The 17,730-nt window shown below is 64.9% G+C and carries 10 protein-coding genes; 4 read left to right on the top strand and 6 right to left on the bottom strand.

The annotated features are described in order from the left end of the window. The coding region (locus FJ471_RS19415) for an MBL fold metallo-hydrolase (protein WP_181179567.1) at positions 1-1,516 on the bottom strand (1,516 nt) is incomplete at its 3' end. Further along, positions 1,509-5,018, bottom strand: coding sequence for a S8 family serine peptidase (locus FJ471_RS19410; RefSeq protein WP_246684768.1), 3,510 nt, complete (start codon positions 5,016-5,018; stop codon positions 1,509-1,511). The genes FJ471_RS19410 and FJ471_RS19415, both read right to left, overlap by 8 nt. 764 nt (positions 5,019-5,782) lie before the next feature. Here FJ471_RS19410 and FJ471_RS19405 point away from each other — a divergent pair. Next, a complete protein-coding gene (locus FJ471_RS19405) occupies positions 5,783-6,466 on the top strand; it encodes a Crp/Fnr family transcriptional regulator (protein WP_140805869.1) in 684 nt (227 codons plus the stop codon). An 82-nt stretch (positions 6,467-6,548) separates the two neighbouring features. On the opposite strand, the gene FJ471_RS19400 is transcribed toward FJ471_RS19405, so the two are convergent. Together FJ471_RS19400 and FJ471_RS19395 are read right to left on the bottom strand one after the other, a co-directional pair. Continuing rightward, the gene (locus FJ471_RS19400) at positions 6,549-10,775 is read right to left on the bottom strand and encodes a cytochrome P450 (RefSeq protein ID WP_140805858.1); all 4,227 of its coding nucleotides are present in this window, start codon (positions 10,773-10,775) and stop codon (positions 6,549-6,551) included. A 117-nt stretch (positions 10,776-10,892) separates the two neighbouring features. Beyond that, a complete protein-coding gene (locus tag FJ471_RS19395) occupies positions 10,893-12,674 on the bottom strand; it encodes an adenylate/guanylate cyclase domain-containing protein (RefSeq protein WP_140805856.1) in 1,782 nt (593 codons plus the stop codon). 420 nt (positions 12,675-13,094) lie between these two features. Here FJ471_RS19395 and FJ471_RS19390 point away from each other — a divergent pair, with 420 nt between their 5' ends. The 3 genes from FJ471_RS19390 to FJ471_RS19380 all read left to right on the top strand — a co-directional run bounded on the left by FJ471_RS19390 (position 13,095) and on the right by FJ471_RS19380 (position 14,753). Beyond that, positions 13,095-13,352: a PepSY domain-containing protein gene (locus FJ471_RS19390; RefSeq protein ID WP_140805853.1), complete on the top strand. Its 258-nt coding sequence runs from the start codon at positions 13,095-13,097 to the stop codon at positions 13,350-13,352. Between the two features lie 87 nt (positions 13,353-13,439). Further along, entirely contained in the window at positions 13,440-14,168 is a 729-nt protein-coding gene (locus FJ471_RS19385) for a lysozyme inhibitor LprI family protein (RefSeq protein ID WP_246684767.1), read from the top strand. A gap of 99 nt (positions 14,169-14,267) precedes the next feature. Further along, positions 14,268-14,753, top strand: coding sequence for a hypothetical protein (locus FJ471_RS19380; protein ID WP_140805850.1), 486 nt, complete (start codon positions 14,268-14,270; stop codon positions 14,751-14,753). 64 nt (positions 14,754-14,817) lie between these two features. Here the strand turns inward: FJ471_RS19380 and FJ471_RS19375 are convergent, their stop codons facing one another. Continuing rightward, entirely contained in the window at positions 14,818-16,704 is a 1,887-nt protein-coding gene (locus FJ471_RS19375) for a murein L,D-transpeptidase (RefSeq protein WP_140805848.1), read from the bottom strand. A 221-nt stretch (positions 16,705-16,925) separates the two neighbouring features. Continuing rightward, entirely contained in the window at positions 16,926-17,672 is a 747-nt protein-coding gene (locus FJ471_RS19370; RefSeq protein ID WP_140805846.1) for a 3-oxoacyl-ACP reductase family protein, read from the bottom strand. Positions 17,673-17,730 lie beyond the last annotated feature (58 nt).

The following is a 17,730-nucleotide window of genomic DNA, read 5'->3' as shown; positions in this document are numbered from 1 at the left end:
GATCCACCTCGACCCAAAGCCCGCCCGGCCCGCGTGCCGCATCGCGCGGCGCGCTGCGCACCGCCTGGATCGAACCGGATGGCGCGGCAAAGGCCGGCTTGCCGTTCTTGTCCGCCAGCCACGGATCGTCCGCTCGTATAACGCGGCCCTTGGTCTTCGTCTCGAGCGCGGTCAGGATGCCGTCATAGGGCATCTCGCCCCAATGCACTTTCATTGCGTCGACCTTGTTCGTGGGGATGAAGGCCGACAGGTCGCTGCTCGTCAGCAGATCAAAACCCTGTTTTTCCGGCGTGGCGTTCTGGCTGCCGTGATGGGCGACCTTGAGATAGACGGTGCGCGCCAGAAGATCGGTTGATGTGACGGTGCCCTGCCCCACCGGCCATTTCAGGTCCTTCCAGCTCAGCCAGTTGCCGATCTGGGCGTCACCCGGGAACAGCAACACGTGCCCTGAGTCGATGAATTCGAAGACAAGCACCAGGCTGGTGTTGTTGACGCCGCGATCGAGCTGAAGGGCAAGGTCGGCGGCGATCCCCATCCAGTCGGCGTCGATACGCCGCCAGGACTGGTCGCGGTCTTCCATCGCGGCCGCGACCGAGACCGGCCCAGAGTAATGCTTGCGGACAAAGGCGCCGATATCGACGGCCGGGTCGCTGCCCTTGTCGCCGTTCAGCGCCGCTGAGAGCGGCGTGCCGACATTGCGTTCGAACGGACTGAGCTCGTCGACGTAATCGGCATCGGCCGCCTCGTTCATCTTGAGGCCGCTCGCCAACGCCCGCGCGAACGGGCCGCCGCTGGCCAGCGGGAACATCTCGCTTGCCTTCTCCTCCAGCCGCAGCGCCGCCTTGTCGCGCGGCGGGCCGAGCACATAGACGCGAAGGTTGGGCAATGCATCGATCGACACCGGCGGCCCGCCGGGCTCGAAATAGGTCGGTGACGGTTTTTGCGAAAGCTTGGCCGCCGCGTCGCGGGCCGAGCGCACCCGCTCGCCGGCGGCGCCGAACTGGAAGCCCAGCACGGACTGCAGCCCGTCACGGACGCCGGCCATGTAAGGGCTCAGTCCCTGCATTCCGTCGAGCCTCTGGCCCACGCCCTGCAGCGCGGCGATCGCCTGGCCCTTGAACTTGTCCAGCTCCGTGGCCTCGGCGTCGGCAGGATTCTCGGTCCACGCCATCCAGACATCGGCGACGACGAAATCCTTGAAAAGGTCCTTCGCGGTCAGGAAGCCGGAGACATGGTCCCAGTGCTCGTGCGTGACGACGAGGATATCGATCTTGCCGCCGGTCTCTTTCCTGATGTCGGCGACGATGTCGCCGACCAGCGCCGGGCCGCCCGCGATCGAGACATGGATGCCGCAATCGATGAGCATGCGGAACGGCTTGCCATCCGCCTTCTTGAAGGTAAGCAGGTGACAATCGCCGATGCCCTGGCAGTAATGCCGCACGGTGACGCCGGTTGCCTGCGCGGCCGCGACAGCCGCTTGTGCAGGCCTTGCCCTCGCTGCCGGCTTTCTAGACATGGTCGTCGTCTCCGTCGCTGGCATGCAGCAAGGCAAAGGGCTCCGACACCTCGCCGCCGAAATAAAGCGCTCTCAGCGGCGACAGATAGTTGGCGGCCATCGTCCCGGCCTGACGTTTCTGCCGGTCCGCGCTGCCGGTGTTCTTGATGATCGAGTAGCGGATCTCCTCGGAATCCTCGCGCGGGTCGATGATGATCGTGGCGCCGCCGCGGAACCAGAAGAAGCCGTCGCCCTTGGTCATGCCTTGCGGCATCGCCGTACCGTCGGGCGCGACCGGAATGCGCTGCTGGATGACGGCCACGACCTCGACGCGGAACGAGCCGTCCGGCTCGACGCGGCGCGTCGGGCGCACGCTGTAGATGTCGAAGGTCGTCTCGCCCTTCTTCGGCGCATGCATGACCGTGCCGTCCTCATTGTAGCGCGGCAGATCGGGCAGCAGGCCGAACTGCTTGTAGAGGTCCGGGGTGGAGGCGAAGGCCTTGTGCATCGCCTTCCACAGCGCATAGCGGTTCTTGTCGTTGAGCGCGAAGATCTCGGCCCGCTTCAATTTCTGGTTCCAGCCGAGGTCGATCTTGCTGAGCAGCCCCTTCAACCAGGCCGGCGACGGGTCCTCCGGCGCGCTCCAGGCGAGCGTCTCTTCCGAGATGGTGCGGACGTCGCGCGGCAACAGCTTCCATTTGCGGAACGATTCCAGGAAGGCCAGACGATAGTGAAGCGGGTCGTCGGGATAGGCGTCGCGGTCGGCGGTGATCAGCGCGCGCAGATATTCGCCGAAGGTGATGTCGACGGAAGGGCAATAGTCGAGCGCGCGGATGCACATGGTCAGCATCTGCTTCGCGGTCTTGGCCACCTCGTCGGTCAGGCGCTCGATCAGGCTCGGATGCAAGGTTCCCGCCGGCAGGATGCCGGAGCCGCCGGTGGCGAGCTGGATCAGATCGTCGGTCCGCCGGTCGGCGATCGCCAGGAAGGCCTGGTAGACGGCGAAGACCAGGATCGAGCCGCGGTTATGCGCCTCGAAGGTCTTGTCGTAGTCGAGATCGGCCATGCCGGCGCCGCCATATTCGCGCAACGGCCCGGCCCTGCCGCTGCCTTCGCCGAACTGCCTGGCGATGCCCGAAAGCAGCGAGGCGGCCGACAATTCGCCCCGAGCCTTGCCGATTTCGAAGCTGACCAGTTCCTTCAGGGTGAAATGCTGGAACAGCGCGACGACGTCGGCGAAAGCCTCGTGGAAGGCCGGCACGTCCGGGTTGGACGCTTCCTGGAAGCGGCGATGCAGCCCGTCGAGCAAGGCATGCGACATCTCGTGCGCGACGATGTCGCTGGACAGGCACGAAAACACCGTCGTTCCGGGCGTGGTGACGTCGCCCTCATTGCTGGTCGCCGGGAAATAGCCGAACAGCAGCGCCTTCTTTTCGGGGCTGTAATAGGCATTCTCGGCGCGCAGCGCGTGCGGATAGATGCGCAGGCGCGGCACGTAATGCGCCTTCACCGTCATGTCGCCGGCCCGGCCGGGAGCTTCGGCATAGTGCGGCGCCCACAACGCCCGCCGGCCAAGCGCGCGCTCGAAATGGCCGATCGTGGTCATGGCGACGGCGTAGACCATCTGCTGGTGGAATTTCGGATTCCCCTCCGAAGGCGGCAGGCCGTCCTGCGCCAGAAGCACCTTGTGATTCAGGTCGACCGGGTCGTAGACACGATCGGACGCGGGATCGACATCGACCACTTCGAGATATTCGCCGATCGGACCGGGCAGCAGCGGCTTGTCCGTCGCCGGCTCGTCGTCCCACGGCACCGAAAGCGTCGCCTGGTAGACCGAAACCGAATCCAGCCGCTTGGCCACCGAGGGATCGAGCGCGTAGATGCGAAGGCGCCGTTGCGGCGGCGGCAGCGGCCGCGGCTTGCGCCTGATGGCCGGCGCCGGACCCACGACCGGCGCGGGCGCGGGAGCGGTTGCGCTGGCGCCCGGCCGCCCGAGCAAACCTTCCAGAAAGGCCTTCAGCGGCTTCGACGGATTGCCCTGGTCGAGCGCCGCTTCGAGGTAGCGGTTGCGCGCCGCGGCCGAAATACTGCCCGGATCGCCATCCGGGTCGGCGATCGCCAGTTCGACTGCCGCCGTGACCTGCGCCATCTGCGTCAGTTCCAGCGCAAACATCATTCGCTGCCGAAGCGTTGCGGGCGGGGGCGCCAGCGAATTGCCGCCGGTCAAAAGGTCGAGCCAGCTCCATGTGTAGTTGGCGGGCGCGAGCTTCGTCAGGCTGGTCGCCGACGGCGGCGGGAAGTCCAGCGCGTCGAAGGCCCGCAAAACGCCCTGCCCGATCTTCTGCTTCGTCTCCGCCGCATTCATCTTGGCCGTCGATTTCAAGGCCTTGGCGAACAACGCCTTGCGCACCGCCTCGATCCGCATCCACGGTTGGGGATAATTCTTCACCACGTCCCAATGCTCGGCGAGCCACAGTGCGGCCGCGGCAGCAACCTGCGGCGTCGCGGCCGACGTGCCGCTGCCGTCCATGTCGACCACCTTGCGGCAATCGATCTCGGCCCAGGGCACGTTAGGCGTGTAGGCGCCGAGCGCCGTGGCCATCTTCGAAGGCGGCCCGTAATTGCCCTGCATGGTGCCGAGGGCGAGCCCGGCATAGGCGCGCCCGTCGCCCATCACACCGCAGGCCGCGAGCACGCGGTTGTAGCGCGCGGGATAGACGATGCTGCGTGGCGTGATGGTGAAATTGTTGCCGGCCGCCGTGACCATGACCAGGCCGTGGTCGTAGGCGAGGTTGACGGCGTCGACCAGAGCCTGCGAGGTGAAGCCGCCCATGCTCATCGACAGCACCTGCGCGCCCTGCTGGCGCGCATAGTCGATGCCCTGCACCATGGTGCCGGTGGTCAGCCGCACCACCCAGTCGGCGATGCGCACCGGCAGGATCTTCGCCAGCGGCGCGCCGCCGACGAAATCGGTGAAGCCCGGCCAGTGCGGCGACGTGCCGTCGAGCTTGTTGCCGGCAAGCAGGCTGAGCGTGCCGGTTCCATGGCCGCGGTTGCTGGTCAGCGTGCCGGCCGGAGCGTGGTCGGTCGCGTTGTTCGGACCGGTCCCATCATCGACGAAATTGCGCTGCTGCGCTGTCAAAAGCGCGGCGGGAATGGTTTGGTGGCCCGGATCGAACCCGGTATCGAGATGGGCGATGGTGATGTTGGCCTGCTTGGCGCCCACCTTGTTGCGCGCCGCCAGGAACTGGCTGAAGTCCGGCGCGGCGTTCCAGGCGACCCTGCCCTGCACCGTCGCTTGTCCGCCGCTCGGGTCCTGGTCGTCGAAAGCGCATGTCGGGGCGGCACTTGCACCCTGGCCGCGATCGCCGCCGCTGTCCTTGTAGTCCCATTGCTGCAGGATGTCGGGCTCGACCGCGAGCACCTCGCCGCCTGCGGTCGCCAGCGCAGGATTGCGGGCGACAAGATCGTGGACGTGGTCCCAGGGATTTTCCGTATCGGCGGCATCCGTGGCCAACCGCAACCAGGTGGCGCCGCGATCCGCGTCGGCGGCCGTGCCGGCGCTTGCTGCGTCGGCCGGCAGAGAGAGGATCGGTTCTGCTTCGATTCCGCCGATCCGAGGCGGCCCGCCTCGCACCGAGAGTCCCGCGCCGTCGCCACGAACCTTTACAAGGAGTCCCTTCGCGGCTGCTATGGCGTGCCCCTCCCCAAAGCGAACCATGACGCCGACCGTCCGCCGCAGTCAAGCCAAGGTTCCAGCCATACTTCGACTGATCTCTTTGCCGACTAGGCAATCATGCCGGTTGCAAGGCTAAGATTGATCGAGGCGTGAACCATACACTTCCAAAATGACAATCGGTCCGCCCGACGCGTATATCTGTGAGCACCTTCACATACGTCGAACAGGGCTTGCGCTCAGATGCTGCAACGGCGGCATCGACGGCCCGAGCTGACTGCCGTGTCCGAAGACTGCTTCCGGATTGCGATATGGATGCGGTTCTCGAGGAGAAATTTCGATCACCTAGCCATTTTCAGGTTTGCTGTCTGCGCGCATGGGTACCTCCCACCCAAGCGCGCGGACGGCGTTCCAAGGATCGGCCCGCAACCGCCAGTGCGCCCGGTCTCCTTACAGTTTGCCGGCTTGTCCAATTGCGGCGTGTCGGGCGTGACGTGGAACTTCCGTCAGCCGCCTGCCGAATTCGGTCAGCCACCATAGAAGGAGACGACGCTTTGATCGAGCACGCACTTATCCTACAATTTCCGTCTAACGAGAGGCGGAATCGTATCATGGCTACAAACGGCGCGGACGACAAAAACCTGCCGCGCCTGGCGCGCATCGACCCGCGCCAGTTCGACCTGCTGTTCGGCGGCTGCAAGCTGGAGCGCTATGCCGCCGGCCAGCACTTGTTTGTCCAAGAAGACACTTCCGACCGCATCTATGGCGTGATGAACGGCACCGTCGAGATTTCGATCTATTCGCCTGGCGGGCAGAAGCTGGTAGCCAATATCGAGCTGTCGCGCAGCCTGGTCGGAGAGATCGGAGCCCTGGATGGGCGCCCGCGCACGGCGACCGCCATCTGCCTCACCGCCTGCGAGCTGGTTTCGCTGAGCCGGACACAGCTCTTTGATCGCATTGAGAAAAACCCGCCCCTCGCACGCGCGATGATCGAATTGCTATGCGCGCGACTGCGCTGGGTCAGCGGCGAGCTGGGCGACCAGGCCTTCTTCGGCATCGAGGCCAGGCTGGCAAAGCGGCTGGTGTTCCTGAGCGGCGTCATGGCCGACTCCGCCGGCTGGATTCCGATCTCCCAATCTGAGCTCGGCGAATTCCTCGGCGCGACGCGCGAATCCGTCAACAAGACGCTGAACGACTGGCGCAGCCGGCAGATGATCGCCATCAAGCGTGGCGGCCTGCGCATCACCAACGCCGCCGCGCTGAACCAGATCGCCGATTCGCAGGACGACGACTGAGCAACCGAGCTCGGCGTCTCCGCCGCAGTTTCCACCGGTTCGTCGCATCCGGGAACGACGAACAGCTTTCAGCGCACCCCGGTCAGAGCCGCGAGATCAGATAGCGCAGCGCCGAGCGGCTCGGCATGAAGAAATAGCCGCCGCCCTTGGTGGTGACGAACTGCGGCACATCCTTCAGCATGGTGACCTTTTCCCAGGAAGGGATCGAGAAGCGGCCGCCGCCGCCTCGCGCACCGATCGTCGGATCCGTCTCGCCGACCAGGCCCTGGAACGAGTTCGACGAGACCCAGGTCTGCTGGATGAACTCGTATTGGCGTTCGATGTCGGCGTTGAGGCACATGAAGAGCAGGCCCTTCTCGGTCTTTCCGCCCTTGTCCTTCTTCTCATAGGTGCGGCCGACGCGCAGGATGCGGTGGCGCTTGCCGATCCTGATCTGCGTCTCGCGGTCCTCGCCGAGCGAATCGCGCGGGTTGGAACGGCGTATGTGGGAGCCGAGCGGACAGGCGTGCCCTTGCGGGTCTTCGGCGCCGAGCGTGAAATCATTGTCGACGCCGCGGCCCGGGCGCCCGTTCGGATTGCGCACCAGCGAGCTTCCATCCTGCCAGCGGCCAAGCATCTTTGCCGCCACCCAATGCGGTGTGATGGCCGCATCGCCGGTCTCGCCGGCGGCCTGAGCGGCGGCCTGCCGGCAATAATCATCGAACAATTCGACATGCTGCTCGAACTGGCGCACGACGAGGAAGGTGCCGTTGCGGCCGAAATCGCGCGGCGGAGGCGGCTGCCCCGGTATCTGGCGGTTGCGCCGCACCTGCGACAGGATGCCGGTGCGGTCCAGCGCCGCCTCCACCGAGGGCGAAGCAGGATAAAAGCCGTGCTCGTCGCGATAGCCGAACAGGAATTCGCCGGGTGCGAGCAGATGCATCGGCGCCGCCCCTTTGGCGGCGCGCGCCGTGCCGCGAACGATCGGCTGCGAGACGCCGTCGACGAAACCGAAATGCTCGACCGCCCGCTTGCCGTCGCGCCGCACCATCAGCGGCAGCTCGGCTGCCACGGACATGCCGGCGCCCGTCGTCTGCCGCTTCATGGCCGCGATCTCGGCCTTCAACATGGCCGGCGTCTCGGCGTAGCAGACGATGACGAGGTCGACCGGCTTCTTGGGTGAACCCCACTGCCATTTGTCGGGAGCATCAGGGCCGGTATCGTTGAGGATGCGGCTGCGCTCGGGCGTTCCCATGCCTTGGCGGAAAGCAACGGGAAACGTGTCCAAAGGCTGGTCGTCGACGCCGCCTTCGAGCCCCAGCCGGCGCAGGCCGTTGGGGCCGAACGCCACCGTCATGGCGCGGCCGGCGGGCACGCCATCGCCAAAACTGGTCTTGTCGATGACGAAGTCGAGCCACGCCTTGCGCTTGGCTGCCGGCAAGCCGTCCGGCACCTCGATCGCAAGCATATGCGCATGGCCGAGCGCGCCGTGAGGTCCAAAGAAGATGGACTGGATTTCCCCGGATTCCAGCTCTTCGAGCGGCGCTGCCGCCGGTTCGGCCAGGCTGGTCGCGTCCGCCGGCCGTGCTTGCGGCCGCGGCAGGGAACCGAACAGGCTCAGCCAGTCGCGCGCCTCGTTGCCGGTGGCCGAAGCGATGCCGCGCCTGATCCGGGAGTTGATGCGGATGCGCGTGGTGTTGAGATGCGGATAGGCGCTGTACCAGAACAGCGTCGGCACCTGCTGGCGCCGCGCCCAGCGTTTGAAGCGGTCGCCGTCGCGGGCGCCGTCCAGGAACAGCCAGCGCGTGCGCGGATAGCCGTCGGTGTTGCTCCACACACCCGTCAGGCCGGCCGAGGCCTTGGCAATGAAATCCTCGAGATAGCTTTCCCAGCTGCCGCCGTAGTTGGAGAAGAACACCAGCCTGTCGGTGCCAGGCAAAAGCACCCAGCGGGCGAAATGAATGGTGTTGATGGTGGCGAGGAAGCCCGGCTTGAACACTTTCTGCGCCGATATCGAGATCAGGTAGAAGGAGAGCCTGAGCGCCAGTCGCCGCAAGATGCCCGCCTTCATCGTCGAGATCGCCGTCAAGTTGTTCTGCGCGGTGTGGTCCTCATTGGCGAGGATCTTTTCGAGCGCGCCGATGTCGACCGGTGTATTCGCCGGCCGGTCCTTGTCCTCGAGCCGCCGCAACGCCAGGAAGCAAAGGCCCACGAACAGCGCGAGAATGGCCAGCAGACCGAGCACCGTAAGCAGGAGCGCTGCGCCGGCGATCGCGATGTTGGCGAAGGTGACGCCATGCGGATTGCCGAACACGAGCACATAGGTCATGCGCCAAAAGGCGAGAACGACGATCGCGACGGTGGCGAACATCTTCGGCGTCAAAAGCGTCGTCGTCAACGCGCTCGACCAGTGGCCGGGCGGTCTTTCCAACAGGCTTTCGACGGGTTCGAACGCCCAGCCGAATTGCCCGAGGCAGCGGACATGCCGACGCGCCTCGGCAAGCACATCCATTGCATTGCCGGCGCCCTCGCGTGGCTTTTCGGCGATCTCGCGCACGCTGTCGGCGAGCCGCGCCTCGGCAAGGATGCGGCGCACGGAATGGCCGGGCGTGCCGGAAAAAACCAGCCCCGCGGCGCTGCCGAAGGACGGCGATATCTCTATGTGGTTCCTCTTCAGGAAGTCCTCCAGCGAGCCGCCGTCCGGCAGGCCGCAGACATCCCTGAAGATCGGCCGCAACCGATGCCCGATCGATTGCGCGATGGCGGCTATGACATCGTCGGTGCTGCCGTCGCCGGAGAGCTCGAGCACCAGCGCGCCGGTCTCCATCCCCGTTTTCTCATCCTTGCCGGTCGGAACGGCGGCCAGGCTGCTGAAATGTATGGTGCCGACCTTGTCGAGCGCGGCGCGCAACGCGCCGATCGCGGGATTGCCGAGATCGGCGACCTTGCCGCGCACCGCATCGAGCGGCATGGCGCGGGTAATCGGACAGACCACCGTCACCATCGACTGGTCGGCCGTACGGCAAAGCGCCGAACGCTCGAAATCGACCTTCAAGCTTGCCGGATAGGCGCCAATATTGACCATCTTGCCGGCCCTGCCCGGTGCGCGGCCAAGCCTCGGTTTGCTGAACAGGGCGCGGATGCATTCACCGATCTGGATACGGGCGATCTCGGCGCCGATGCACAAATGGATGCCGTAGCCGAAAACCATGTAGTCGCGATGCGGGCGCGACGTGTCGAACTCGTTCGGCCGCTGCACGATCTCGGGATCGAACATCGCCGAAAGCGTCGCCGGCATCACCACGGTTCCGGCCTTCACCAGGCGCTCGCGGCGCGTGCCCCTGCCGATGACCGCGTCACGCCTTGTATAGCGCCACGGCCCGATCCAGATCGGCTTGAACCGCATGGCCTCCATGATCGCCCGGTCGAGCTTGCAGGTATCGCCGGCCGCGATTGCCTCATCCACCGCCTGCCGCGCATCGGTTCGCGACAGGATCACATCCAGGCAATTGCTGCCGGCAAGCACATTGGTCGGCACGAAGCCGGCGATCATGCCGAGCATGATGGAATGGATGTCGGGCAATGACAGGCGCCCCTGGTCCATCAGCGCGACGAGGCGGGCAAGCGGCCGGTCGTCCTTGCCCGCTCTTTCCCTTGCCGCCGCGATCGAGCGGTCTATGACCTTGATCAGCCGATCGCCTCCGACCACGGCAAGCTGGCGCGTGGTGGGATTTGCCGTCGGGTCGGAAAAGAACAGCGCGCTGAGCGCGATCGACCAGTCGGCGAACTCGGTTTCGTCGTCGATCTCGAGGCCGAAATAATCGCGGCAGATGCGCACCGGCACGATCTTCATCAATCCGGCGATGGCATCGAAGCCGGGGCTGGCGCGGGTCATGATGTCGCGCGAATGGCGCTCGGCAATCGGCCTTACAGTTGCTTCGACCTCCGCTGGCGGGAAAGCGCTCAGCACCGCCGATTTCATCTGCCGGTACGCGGCGCCGTCCTGCATGCCGAGAATGAAATTCGAGCCGCGGGCGAGTTCGGCCATTTCCGGCCCATAAGGCGTCTCGAACTCGTCGCCGCGCTCCAATATGTCGCGAACGTCCGCGCCCTTGGTGACGAGCAGGAAATTGCCGAAGCCGAGATTCGGCCAGAAACGGCGCAGCAGCGCCAGCAGCCAGCGCGGATCGCCAAGAAGAAAGCCGGCGATGCGGGAAGCAATGCCGCCCTTGGAGCGCAGCCGGTCGATGTCGAACGGCGGCATTTCGGCGACTGGACGCTGGCTCTTCTGAGCGGCGCGGACGGCGGCGAAGTACTTCAAAGTGATCATCGCGTTCAAGCCCCCCGGCTGTCCACGTCAATGCAATGCCGGCATTGTCTGGCCTAGGTTTGCATCGGTCCGGCGTATGTGAATTCGTTCACAGTCATTTGTTGTCGGCCCCGGCGATCATGCGGCTGACTTGGCCCGATCGAAATTCCCGATCAGGAAATTGTTCTTGGCCGGGTCGACGAACGGTATCCAGCGTATCCTCTGCTCGGAAAAGTCGGGGTGCCTGGTCATGAAAATGGCTAGCTCGCGGGCCGCCTCGTCGCACTGGCCACTTCTCATCAGCGCGCCTATCTTCAGGAACCTGGCGTAGAAGTAGCTTGGCGAAAGGTTGAGCGAGCGCTCGGCGGTGGCGATCGCGGCCTGCCAGTCCTCGACGAAGCAATAGGCCGCGGCCAGTTCCCCCAGATTGTGGAAGCGATAGAGGTCGAACGGACTCAACCGCTCGGTGTCGAGGAAGAACGGTATCGCGCCGGTGGCATCGCCAAGCAGCAGGTGCGCGCTGCCCATGGCCGAGCGGGCGAAGGCGAAGCTCGGGTTGATGTGGATCGCTTCGGCAAGATGCTCGGCCGCCAATGCCGGAAGCCCGCGCATGATGTCGGCCGCGCCGAGATAGGCATGCGGGCGCGCATCGAGGCTGTCCATCAGCAGCGCCTTGCGCGCAAGCGTCTCGACTTTCTCCAGATCGTCGCTGTCGCCGAAACGCAGCCAGGCCCGCCAGAAGTACCACCATGCAAGCTCATTGAGCACGGCGCTCGAATTCGGATCGTCCCGGTAGCCCTTGTCGAAGAAGTCGAGGGCGATTTCGGTGTCGCGCCGCGTGCGCCTGTTCATATGCCAGCGGCCGCGCCTGACCAATTGCCAGGTTTCGAGGCTTTCCCACGGCACCTGGAACGTGCGCGCCTGCTCGGCGCGATCGACCTCCTTGTCGAGGATGGAAACGATCTCGCTGCCGATCTGGTCGCGCAGGCTGAAGATGTCGACGAGATCGCGGTCGAAGCGTTGCGACCAGACCAGGCGTCCGTTCGAGGTGTCGGTGAGCGACGTGTTGAGGCGGATCTGCCTGTCGGAACGCGCCAACGTGCCGCTGACGATGTAGCGGGCGCCCAGCGCGTTGCCGATGAGCCTTGTGCCAAGGCTGTCGTCGCGAAACTGGAAACTGGATCCCTTGGCGATGACTGAAAGCCAGCGCGTGTTGGACAGGCCGTAGATGATGTCCTCGGCGATGCCGTCGGCCATGTAGCCGACATCGGGTTCGCTTCCGTTGCCCTGGAACGGCAGCACGGCGATTGCCGGCGGACCCTTGGCGATCGGCCTGTAGTGACCGGGCGCGGCGGGAATGGAAGCGAAGGAAGCCGCCGCGACGGGACTGCTGCTGCCGCGGCCGGCGATCAGCACCTGCACCGGCAGGGCGATGTTCTTCAGGCTGAACTCGCCGAGATCGGTGAAGACCGCCGCCGTCTTGTCCTTGACGTGATGCCAGGTCGTCGCCGAGATGGCGACGCCGTCATGCGGCGCGAATTCCTGAATCCGGGCTGCGATATTGACGTCGTCGCCATAGAGGCGGCCCTCACGGACGATGACGTCGCCGGTGTTGATCCCGGCGCGAAACGGCATGCGCATGTCCTCGGCGACGGCGGCATTCAGCGCCACGATCCGGGCCTGGAAATCGAAGGCCGCCCGCAAGGCTTCGATCGGGTTGCCGAACTCGGCCATGATGCTGTCGCCGGCATCGCCGAATGTACGCCCGCCAAATGTGCCGCAGCTGTCGGCGATGATGTCGCGCCTTTCCTCGAAGGCTGCGACAGCCAACTCGTCGTCGATGCCCATAAGCCTCGAGAACCCTACGGCGTCGATCGAAATGATAGTCGCGAGCTGACGGGTATAATTCCGTTCAGCCATCATCGAGCCCCCAGTCCCCGCTTCCAGTCCAGAACAGGCGACCTGCGCTCAAAAGAAACGCGTCGCCGTCTGCCGATGGGTATCCCCGGCAGGTCCGGCGCGCAGTTGCCACCCTGTTATGACCAGAATTCTATCAGGGTCTTGCCGAAAGCTCTACCACGAACAGCTAATATGACGAACTCTCCATCCGGCGCATGGTTAGTCGTTCGTTACGTCGGACGCCACATTCGGATTACGCTCCTGCTCTTTGAAATCAAACGATCTTTCCCGACGGGCAGTAGAGAATTGATGACCGGCGGACTTGGATTGGCCGCACCGAGGGAGACGCTTCGGGAGGCGTTATTTTTACGCCGCGGAACCAACCCGCCCACGTGCGAGTTTCTGACCGCACCCACGCCAACGCAAGATTTGAGGGCTCTCATGCGCATTGTTGTTTTGGCAGCAGGTATCGCGGCCTTCCTTGTCGGCGGACCAGCCTTCGCGGCGGACGACCAGGCGCTGCCGCCGCAAAATGCCAAGAAACTCTCGGAGATCGTCGCCAAGGTCGAGCACCGCACCGACTTCCGCTATGTGAAGGAGGTCGATTGGGATAGCGATGGCTACACCATCACCTACTACACCACGGACAAGGCCAAGGTCCAAATCACCTACGATCCCGTGACCGGCGAACCCAAATAGGGCCCTGTTCGGTCGCCTGTCTCCCATTCCGCAGCGCTTGCGTTCGGCATAGACTTGATCGTCGAGCAGTCCGAACGGAGGACAGACATGCAGCTTCACATCTGCGCGACCGCCTTGCTTGTGGCCGCGTCGACGCTTGGGATATGGGGCCCGGCGCACGCAGACGGCCCGTCCTTCGATTGCCGAAAGGCGCGGTTGCCCGCGGAGAAGGCGATCTGCGCCGACCCGCAAATGTCGACCATCGATGCTTTGGTCACCAAGGCCTATGCCGGTTTTGAACCAGCCTTCGGCGGCGACAAGCGCAGGATCGCCAGGGGGCTGGTCGCCGATCGGAATGCCTGCAAGACGGACGCCGCCTGCATCGTCAGCGCGCAGAACAATGCGCTGCAGACCTACGGCAATGCGCCGCTATGGGTGCAGGACTACAACATCGCGCTCATCGGCAAGAAGGCGCTCGACCTTGCGGCGAGGACGCCGAAGCCGGCCGATCAGCCCCTGCCCGCATCGGTCGGACAATGCGGCTTTACCCATATCGAGGCGCTGACGACAAGGCTGGGCGACGACCCGCTGGCAACCGCCAGCCCGGAAGCCGGCAGCGCGGCGCGACTTACCAATGGCGGTACGGCGGTCTCCTATGACCGTGAACCGGGACTGGCGAGCTCCAAGGTCGGCGACCCGGTCGTCATGTGCCTGATCGCTATCCCGCGCGACTGTCCGAAAGACGATCTGCGCGGCAGGGTTTACTACGCCGTCGACCTCGCCGCCAAAGGCACATGGGCCTTGCCCGACTCCCAGCATCTGTGTGGTGGCGCCTAAGAGTCCTGGCGCCGCGCGGAGCCTGGCGCGACGGGCCGCCCTTGCATCGTCGCAACTTTGGTGGCTGACTGCCCGCCATGATTGCGGGCACGGGGGTGCATGGCAATGATCGGCTACGTCCTGAAGCGCATCTTGATGGTGCTTGTCGGCTATCTGGTCGCGGTGCTTGTCGGGTTGATCGCCGTGGTGGTGATCTATGCGGTATTGAGCTCGCTGCCCAACGCGCCAAGTTATTTCGGCCTTATGGAGTTCACGCCGGTCGCCGTGCTCGTGGTGCCGCCGCTCGGCATGTTCGTCTACTTCCTGACGATCATCCTGACGGGAATGCAGACACTGGTCTTCGCCCTGATCGCCGAGTTCTTTTCGTTGCGAAGCTTTTGGCTGCACATGCTGTTCGGCGCCGCTGCGGCCGCCGCCGGTTTCATGCTGATCTGGCCCGACGCCGCCGATGATCCGGAACGCTGGGCCGACATCGGCATCATCGCCGGCGCCGGCCTGGTGGCCGGCCTGATCTATTGGCTGATCGCCGGGCGCGACGCCGGCTTCCGCCGGCCGCTCATCAAGGCACTTCCAAGAAACGCGTGAAGCGGTCAACTTCGGCGGCTTCGCCGTGACTTTCCGTCAGGAATCGCTTGAAACCAGACGGCGCTCAGCTTGAGGGCGTGCGCACCGCTTCGGTCGCGTCGAGCGCCTGCATCAGCTTGGAATCGCGGTCATAGACGTCGTCGAAATACTCAACCTTGCCGGACATGTCCGGCCATGCGGTGAAATAGGCGACGTAGACCGGGATGACGCGCGTGACATTCTCGGTCGAATGCCCGTGCTTCAGCTTCTCGGCGATATCGTCGACGGTAGTGCCGAGCACCGCGGCGGCCATGCCGCGCGGGTCTTGCAACCGCACGCAGCCATGGCTGAGCGCGCGCATGTCGCGCGCGAAGAATGACTTCTGCGGCGTGTCGTGCATGTAGATGGCGTGCTTGTTGGGGAAGAGTATCTTCAATTCGCCCAAGGCATTGGCCTCGCTCGGCTGTTGCCGCACGCTGAAGGGGATGTTGGCGCCATAGGCACCCCAATTGACAGCCGCCGACGGAATGCGCTTGCCGCGCGAATCCGTCACCTCATAGCCGGCGCGGTCGAGATAGCCCGGATCGCTGCGCAGCCTCGGCAGCATCTCGTTGACGATGATCGACTGCGGCACGCCCCAATAGGGGTGGAAGTCGACCTGCTTGATCTGGTTGTAGAAGAAGGCGGTCTGGTTGGTGACCCGACCGATGACCGCGCGGGTCTTCAGCTTCTCCTCGCCATTGTCGATATAGCTGGCGGTGAAGGCCGGCTGGTTGATGAAGACGCGCGGGCTGCCGAGATCGGACGGCATCCACCGCAGTTCCTCAAGCGCCACCTTGACCTTCTCGATCTTGTCCGCCTTCGAGGCGCCGGCCAGCGAAGCCACGGTGCGCGGACCGATGACGCCGTCGCCCTTCATGCCGGCACGCTGCTGCACGGCCTTGATCACCGGCACCAGCTCGGGATCGTAGAGCTCGCTCTTGCCCAGCCTGGCGAGCACCTCGCCGTAGTTGCCGCCCATCTCATCGTCGAGGTTGCGGGAAATAAGCGTCAGCAACTTCGGCAGTTCCGGGCTGCTCTCGCCGGGCTTGAGCAAGAGCTTGGGATCGACGACGATTTCGTTTTCCTCGCTGGCCTCGAGCGCTTCCAGCTCGACGCGCAGCGCCTGGTATTCTGGATTCTGCGGGTGGCGCGATTCGAGATAGGTGCGGACCTCCTGGGTATGCGCCAGCGTCTTCAGCGCGCCTTCCAGGTCGAACGGCTTGGCCGGGAAATCGTAGTAGCCGGTCATCCGGTTGGGGTCGACGCGGCCGCTCTGGGCGTCTTGCGCATAGCGCAGCACGCGCGCCGACAGCGCCATCTCGAAGCGGACCATCTCCTTGGTCCGCTCTTCCGGCGTAGCGGACGTCGCGGTTGCCGGAACATCGACGGAATAATCCGCCGGCGCCAGGCCGTAGCTCGCAGCCTCGCCCAGGACGCGCACCGCATCCTGCGCCCGGCTGTTGGGGGCGTTGTCGCTCACCCAGATGAAATCCGGATTGGCCGAATAATAAGCAACGAGCGCCTTGGCGATGTCGGGCTCGGCGAACAGCTCGTAATCGCTCAAGCCTGCGACGGCATCGCGGAAGCTGTTGCCCGTCACCGACGGGACAAAGGCGGCATCCTGCGCGGTCGCCGGCTGCGGCGCCGGCAGCAGCGACTTGAAATCGACCCGCACGAGCTTGTCGGCCCTGTACGTGTTGTAGGTCGGGCTGCTGATCCTGACGCTGCCACCGCCCTCTCCGGCGGGCGCTGCCGGCCGCACCTTGCGCGGCTTCGGGGGCGGCGGAAATTCACCTTGCGGGTTATGCCGGATGCCGCCGCCGAACAGCATGTCGAACAGGCCTTGCGCGCTTGCCGGCTGCTGTCCGAAGGCCAGTGTCGCCGCGATGGCGATCGGCAGGACGGTTTTCTTGTTCCCGAGGATTTTCATGCTTCACCCGCACCGGTTGTAGCCGGTTCCCGTTCCGCGCCGCTGGACGGTCCCACCCTCCGCATGGCGGATGTATGACGTGACTATACCGATTCATACCGATTTCGTTAAGCTTCCATAAATTTTCGCGGCCGTGTTGCAGAACAGTTTCACATCATTGTGAGACCCGAGGCAGCGATTTGCCCCGGGCCTCACGTGCCCGCCAAGGCGCCGAAAAACAATCAGGCGTTGGCGCCGCCGTCGATGGTCAACGAGGCTCCCGTGACGAAGCGGCCCTCGGGGCTCGCCAGCCAGGCGACCATTCCAGCGATCTCCTCGGCCTCGCCGAAGCGCGGCGTCGCCATCTTCCGGCGCTGGTGCTCCGCATGCGGTCCGTCGGCTGGGTTCATGTCGGTGTCGGTCGAGCCCGGATGGACGATGTTGGCGGTGATGCCACGCGGGCCGAGGTCGCGCGCAAGCGCCTTCGTCAGCCCGATCAGCGCCGCCTTGCTGGTCGAATAGGCGCTGAGCCCGGTATCCGTCACGCGCTCGGCCAGGTTGCTGCCGATCGAGATGATCCTGCCGCCATCCGCCATATGCCGGGCGGCGGCCTTGGAAGCGACGAAAGGCGCTCTGAGATTGACCTCCATGCTCTCGTCGAAATCGGCGAGCGACAGCGCGTCGATCGGCGCGGCGCGCCATATGCCGGCACTGTTGACCAGGATGTCGAGCCGCCCAAACGCGTCCACCGCCTGGTCGACGGCGCTCTCGATCGCCTGGGCATCGCGCCCGTCGGCCTTGATGGCGATCGCCTGCCCGCCGGCCGCCTTGATCTCGTCGGCGACAGCCTGCGCCTGCGCCTCGCCATTCACATAGGTCAGCGCGACGCTCGCGCCCTCGCGCGCCAGTCTCTTCGCGATTGCCGCGCCGATGCCGCGGCTGCCGCCGGTGACGAACGCGGCCTTGCCGTGCAGTTGGTTGGAAGACATCGAATTCTCCTTTATGTAACGATCGATACATAAATACCTGCCAAGCTTGCCCGACACC

Source organism: Mesorhizobium sp. B2-7-1 (genome assembly GCF_006440735.1).
GTDB lineage: Bacteria > Pseudomonadota > Alphaproteobacteria > Rhizobiales > Rhizobiaceae > Mesorhizobium.
This window is presented reverse-complemented; position numbering and strand designations above follow the sequence as displayed.